The 5,646-nt window shown below is 69.5% G+C and carries 6 protein-coding genes; 4 read left to right on the plus strand and 2 right to left on the minus strand.

Annotated features, from left to right (window positions below; genetic code table 11):
• Window positions 1-307: 307 nt before the first annotated feature.
• The gene (locus VF746_24770; protein HEX8695651.1) at window positions 308-886 is read right to left on the minus strand and encodes a ferritin-like domain-containing protein; all 579 of its coding nucleotides are present in this window, start codon (window positions 884-886) and stop codon (window positions 308-310) included.
• 256 nt (window positions 887-1,142) lie between these two features.
• Here VF746_24770 and VF746_24775 point away from each other — a divergent pair, with 256 nt between their 5' ends.
• Together VF746_24775 and VF746_24780 are read left to right on the plus strand one after the other, a co-directional pair.
• On the plus strand, window positions 1,143-2,426 hold the full coding sequence (locus VF746_24775) for a tetratricopeptide repeat protein (protein ID HEX8695652.1): 1,284 nt from the start codon (window positions 1,143-1,145) through the stop codon (window positions 2,424-2,426).
• Between the two features lie 465 nt (window positions 2,427-2,891).
• A complete protein-coding gene (locus VF746_24780) occupies window positions 2,892-3,737 on the plus strand; it encodes a helix-turn-helix domain-containing protein (protein ID HEX8695653.1) in 846 nt (281 codons plus the stop codon).
• Between the two features lie 142 nt (window positions 3,738-3,879).
• On the opposite strand, the gene VF746_24785 is transcribed toward VF746_24780, so the two are convergent.
• Window positions 3,880-4,194, minus strand: a complete 315-nt coding sequence (locus VF746_24785) for a hypothetical protein (protein HEX8695654.1) — start codon at window positions 4,192-4,194, stop codon at window positions 3,880-3,882.
• A 284-nt stretch (window positions 4,195-4,478) separates the two neighbouring features.
• On the opposite strand from VF746_24785, the gene VF746_24790 reads away from it, so the two are divergent.
• Together VF746_24790 and VF746_24795 are read left to right on the plus strand one after the other, a co-directional pair.
• The gene (locus tag VF746_24790) at window positions 4,479-4,757 is read left to right on the plus strand and encodes a hypothetical protein (GenBank protein ID HEX8695655.1); all 279 of its coding nucleotides are present in this window, start codon (window positions 4,479-4,481) and stop codon (window positions 4,755-4,757) included.
• A 226-nt stretch (window positions 4,758-4,983) separates the two neighbouring features.
• Entirely contained in the window at window positions 4,984-5,343 is a 360-nt protein-coding gene (locus VF746_24795) for a hypothetical protein (protein HEX8695656.1), read from the plus strand.
• The last annotated feature ends 303 nt before the right edge of the window (window positions 5,344-5,646 follow it).

Here is a 5,646-nt window from a genome sequence, read left to right on the forward strand (position 1 = left end):
TCCCGAGGAATCTACCCGCGGCCGGCAGGAGGCCGGACCGATGCACGGAGCCAGCGTCCGGGCGGGGTGAGTAGATTCCTCGGGCGCCGCCCAACTGAGGTGTGAAATTCGGATCGGTGCTGCGGCGCCGCTCGGAATGACATGGTTCGCGAGAGGACCGGATTGCACACTGATTCTTGGAATCCGGTATCATCCATCCGTGCGCAGGGCAGGCTGATAAATCTCACGGAGGACACGGAGAACTTCATCCGCTGTTCCTCCGTGTCCTCTGTGCCCTCTGTGAGAGCCGATCCCAAACCCGTCCGCGCTACTTCTTCTTCACCTTCTCCACCACCTCCATCGCCTTGCGCTCGGCGGCCTCGATCAGGTCGGCCGACTTGCCGTGGACGGCCTCGAAGACGGCCTCGGCCTTCCCCGCGGCGGTCTTCGGGCCGGCGTCCAGGCGCTTCAGCCGCGTCTCGGCCCACTCGTAGTGCTTCTCCTCGTCGCGGGCGGCGCGCCGGAGCACCTCGGCCACCTTCGGCGAGTGCGGGCGCTCGGCGTGGCGGCGGTACTTCTCCACCGACTGCCCCTCGTTGGCCTTGAAGGCCAGGATCAGCGCGCGGTCGCTCCCCGCGGCGCCGGCGGCCTGCACGGCCAGCTTGAAGGCGCCCGTGGGCACGTGCGGCGCCTCGGCCGGCGTGCCGCCCGCGCCGCGCACCAGCTCGGTGAGCTCGCGCACGTGGCGCTCGTGGTCGCGCCGGAAGCCCTCCAGCGTCTCGCGGTAGGTGACGCTCTCCACCCTCTCGATGGCCACCGTGTAGGCGGCGATCGCGTCGAAGTCCAGCTGCAGCAGGTCGTTCAGCTCGGCGACCAGCTCCGCCCCCGTGATGTTCTCTTCCGCCATGCGCTCCCTCCTCGGCTCCTGGTTCCGGAAGGGCGCGAGAAGGAAGCGAAACCCGTACCGCCGCGCGTTACATCCCGCCGGTGGCGCGGAGCGAGCGGTGTGCCGGATGTGTCGCCACGGGTGCGGGTGCGCGGCGGCTGGCGTGCTCCCGTTTGTGCGGCTGGATAGTCCATTTTGTCCGCTTTAGAATCTGCGTCCGGTGGCGTCACTCACGCCAGGACTTTCGCGCGTTTCCCGCAGCCACGGAGGCATGCCGATGCCCGGACGCCGACAGAGCGCCGCAGACCTGCCGCGGGCGCCGCTGGAGCTGGTGCACCCGCTGCAGGTCCAGGGCGGCGCCGTGGCCGGCGCGGAGATCCTGTCGGACGGCCTGGGACCCACCGCCGTGCTCCTGTTTCGGCTCCATCGGGCCCTGCTCGCCTGGACGCTGGACCCGGAGTGCCCGCCCGCCGCCGACCGCGCGGAGCTGCGGCGCATCGAGGACGCGGTGCTCTCCCGGTTGCGCACTGACGAGATCGCGGCTCCCCTGGCCGTGCTCGCCGCCGCCCTCCTCGACCCGGAGGCGGCCGACCCGAAGCGGCTGTCGTGGGCGTGCTTCTGTGTTTCCGATTGGGCGACCGGGCGGGAAGCGAAGGCCACAGCCCTGGCTTTTACGCAGCTCGCCGCCCTCGTTTGGCCGCGGCACGCACGGTATGCGTGGGTAGTCGGAAGGCTGATGTGCGCCTTCGGGCGGGTCCGAGAATCGGAGCCGTGGTTCCGTCGCGCCCACCGCGTCGCGGTCTGGACGGACGACTGGGAAGCCCAGGCGCGCTCGATCAACAGCCTTGGGCTGGTTTACTTCGAGAGAGGAAGGTTTCCGCTGTCGAAGCGCCTCCATCTCCGTGCGATCAAGATCGCCCACCGGAACTCGCTGCGCGAAGTTGAAGGGATCGCAACGCACAATCTTTTCGTCGTTCACGCGGAAGCCGGTGAAGCGGAGGCCGCCGAGGCATATGCCGGGCGTGCGTTCGAGCTGTACGGACCGACGCATCCGCGCCTCCCCGAATTTGCTACGGACGTAGCGTTGTTCTGGAACGTTCAGGGGTTCTACTCGCGGGCGCTGCCGATTTTTCTTGCCCTCCGCCCACACTTCACGCAGCCGGAGGAGCGCATACGCATCACGGCCGGCATTGTCCGCGCGGCTGGAGGGGTCGGAGAAAGCGAGCTGTTTGGGGAGAGCTGGAACGAGATTCAAGAATTCGCCACGTGCGAAATTCCGGGTGCTTTGATCGCAGGGGCTCTTTACGAAGCAGGCATCGGCGCCGCAAACCTCTCCAGGGTTGATCTGGCGACTGCGGCGTTTACGCGGGCGCTGGAGATCGCCTCCGGATGTGGAGCTGCTGAGATGATCACGGAGGCGGAGCTTGCGCTGTCTAAACTGAGTTGCGGTGAGACTGTCGATAAGGCGCGTAAGCGGGGGCTCAAGCCAGACGCAGACAAGCCTGCAGAACGATTGGCGCAGGAGTTCGTTCTTTCCCTGCATTCCAACTTGATCCGCTAAGGGAACGGTTGATGGCGAACGCGGGCGGAGCGGCGCCACCGCGTGCGCACGCCCCGCTCGCCACAGAGGTTTCTAGTGTCCTCCCCCGAAGAACACGCCTCGTGTAACCGCTGTGGAATCGGTCGTCGAGGTCGTGGACGTGGTCGTGGTGCTCGTACCGTCTCGCTGACCACCGCCGAAGTAAACGCCACTGTAGCGCGGCGAGATCGGCGCGCTGTAGTTGCCGCTGCCCAGCCATGAGCCTTCGAAGCGGGCGGGCTCGGGCGTAGTGGGCGTCTGCGCACAGGCGGAGGCCGAAAGCGCCACCGCGCATGCAAGGAGTGCTCTGACGTGTCTCATGAGGTTCTTCCTCCGGTCGAGAGACTTGAGAATTGGACCGCGAGGAATCATAGTGGGCAGAGTGGACACAGGTCACACATCGACAGCACGAAATGAGTGTCCCTCACGCCCCTCTTGGAGGCCCCCATGAACCGCACCCCCGAGCGCCTGGTCCTGGTCCTCGACGCGCCCGTGCACCGCACCCTCCGCGAGCTGGAGGGCCACTACCGGACGCGCGACGTGGAGAGCTGGGACGAGCTGGAGGCCGCCCTGGCCGGCGCCGCGCCCTCCACGGTGGCGCTGGTGAACCCCTACTCCGGCCGCGCGCGCGGAGAAGGCCCCTCGCCGCGGCTGCGCGAGCTGGTGTGGCGGCGGCCCAGCACGCCGGTGGTGGTGGCGCTGCACGTGCACCCCGAACGGCTGGACGACATCGTGGCGCTGCTGGCCTGGGGGATCAGCGAGATGATCGACCTGGAGCTGGAGAACAACCCGAAGGCGGCGCTGCCGCGGCTGCGCGGGGCGCACGCCCGGCCGTTCAAGCGGCGGATGGAGACGGAGCTGCTGCAGTACGCGTCGGACTACGCGGCCACGCTGGTGCGCGCGGCGTGCGAGGTGGCGGTGGACGGCGGCGGGGCGCCCGAGCTGGCGGCGCGCTTCGGCGTGGAGCCGCGCACGGTGGGCGCCTGGTGCCGGCGCGAGGCGCTTCCCCCGCCGCGGCGGCTGCAGGCGTGGATGCGCGTGCTGCTGGCGGCGTGGCTGCTGGAAGAGCCCGGCCGCAGCGTGCTGAACGCCGCCCGCTCGGCCGGCTACGCCAACGACCACGCCCTGCGCCGCGCCATGCGCGAGCTGGCCGGCGGCGACCCGTCCACGCTCCCGCGCGAGCAGCTGTTCGAGACCGCCGCCGCGCGCATGAACGACGAGCTGCGCGTGCTGCGGGAGCGCCTGCGCGAGCGCCGCCGCACCGGCCGCGTCACCGCGCGCGACTTCTACTGATCCTGTTTCCCGAGATTACTTCTTGATTCTACAGCGGAAGGGACTCACACGGAGTCAACGGAGTCAACGGAGAGTTTTCTCTGTTGACTCCGTTTCCTCCGTGTGAGGCATTCAGTTACGGATCTCGAACCCTGAACGATCCTCAGTCGAGGATGAGTGCGGCGATGATGACGCCCACGACGATCGCGGCCACGATGTACAGGAAGTTCTGGCTCCCCACCTGCGCCTCGGCGCCGCGCTTCTCCTCGGCGGCCGCCTGCACCTGGCGGCGGACCTCGTCGGTGCTGACGTAGAGCGAGGGCGCGGGCTTCCGCGGCTGCGGCGCGTCGGCCTGCGCGGCGGGCGCGGGGGCCACCGCCGCGGCGGGAGCGGGGGCAAGGTCCTGGCTCTGCTGCTGGGCCAGCGCCGGCCCGGCGCAGAGGGCGAGCGCGGCACACACGACGAGCACCTTCCGCATGGCTTCCTCCAGACTGGAAACAGGCTTTGTGTCCCGCTCTCCCGGGGCCCATGCCCCGGGGCGGCACGGCCGCGCGGCCCTGCAAGCTTCGTGCGCTCCCCGATCCATCCGGCGACGCCACGGAGCACCATCCTCAAGCACGCCCGGACCGCCGCCGCGCGCGTGACCGCGCCGGGCCGGACGGGAGCGCCGCCCGCGAACTGCTACGCGGATACGTAGTAGGGGGCATGGAACATGCGTCCCTGGTTCCAGCCTTAGCCGTTGCCCCCCAACTGCTTACGTCCATGGCCGAGCGAACTTTCACCGATTCCGGCGGGACCGTGTGGCAGGCCTGGAACGTGGTTCCCGGCGAGAACCTGGACTGGCCCGCGCACGCCCGCAGCCACCTGCCGCCCGCGATGGCCGACGGATGGCTCTGCTTCGAGTCGCGGGCCGAGAAGCGGCGCCTGCACCCGATCCCCGGCGGCTGGGAGGAGAGCAGCGACGCGGACCTGGCCGCCTACTGCGCCTCCGCCGAACCGGTCCGCCGCGCCACCCGGAGCCCCGCCGCTGCCCTCGGGTGAGGCCCGGCCCCGCCGCGCACTCCAAAATCGATCGAACCGCATTCGGCCGATCCACATAAGTCATTGCGGGTACAATAGTTGCGGTATCTGCTCCCCGGATTTCCACCCATAATCCGGGGCGCGCATGACACTCCGAGAGAGCATCGGCCGGCAGGACCACGCGACCAGCGAGCCGCGCAGCGCCGGGCCGGCGTGCTCGCGGGCCGGGCGGGAGGGCTGAGCGGCGATGGCCCTGCGCACCTTCCGCAGCGCGGCCGGGGTGGTGTGGCACGTGTGGAGCGTGATCCCCGGCGTCCGGCACGACGAGGAGCGGCGCCGGGGGTACGACCGCCGCAGCCCGGACCCGGTGCTCGCCTACACCGGTCCGGACCGCCGGACGAGCGCGGACCGGCGCAGCACGTCCCGCCTCTTCGGACCGGACATGGCGGCGGGTTGGCTGGCGTTCGAGTGCCCGACGGAGCGCAGGCGGCTCGTCCCGATCCCGGCCGGGTGGGACGCCCTCTCCGACGCCGAGCTGGAGCGCCTCTGCGAGCGGGCGCAGCCGTCGCCGGGCGTGCGCCCGCCGCGCGGCCCCGGCCCGGCGTAGCGCCCGCTCCGGGCCATCCCGAATCACGTAACAGACTTTCTCACGCAGAGACGCGGAGACGCAGAGAACCAAACGCTCTCCGCGCCTCCGCGACTCTTCGTGATACCAATTTTCAGGGATCGTTCTGGACGGATTCTGATCTTCGGCGAACGGCGAAAAGGCCTCATACGGAATCCGGAAAATCAGTTGGTGTTTGCTGTCATTCTGAGGCCCGATCACACAGGACCGGCATTCGCACGGATGACCGCAGGGCCGAAGAATCTTCTCACCCTGCCAGGTAGGTTGGGCGCGGTAGCGGCACGG

The organism is Longimicrobium sp. (assembly GCA_036389795.1).
GTDB lineage: Bacteria > Gemmatimonadota > Gemmatimonadetes > Longimicrobiales > Longimicrobiaceae > Longimicrobium.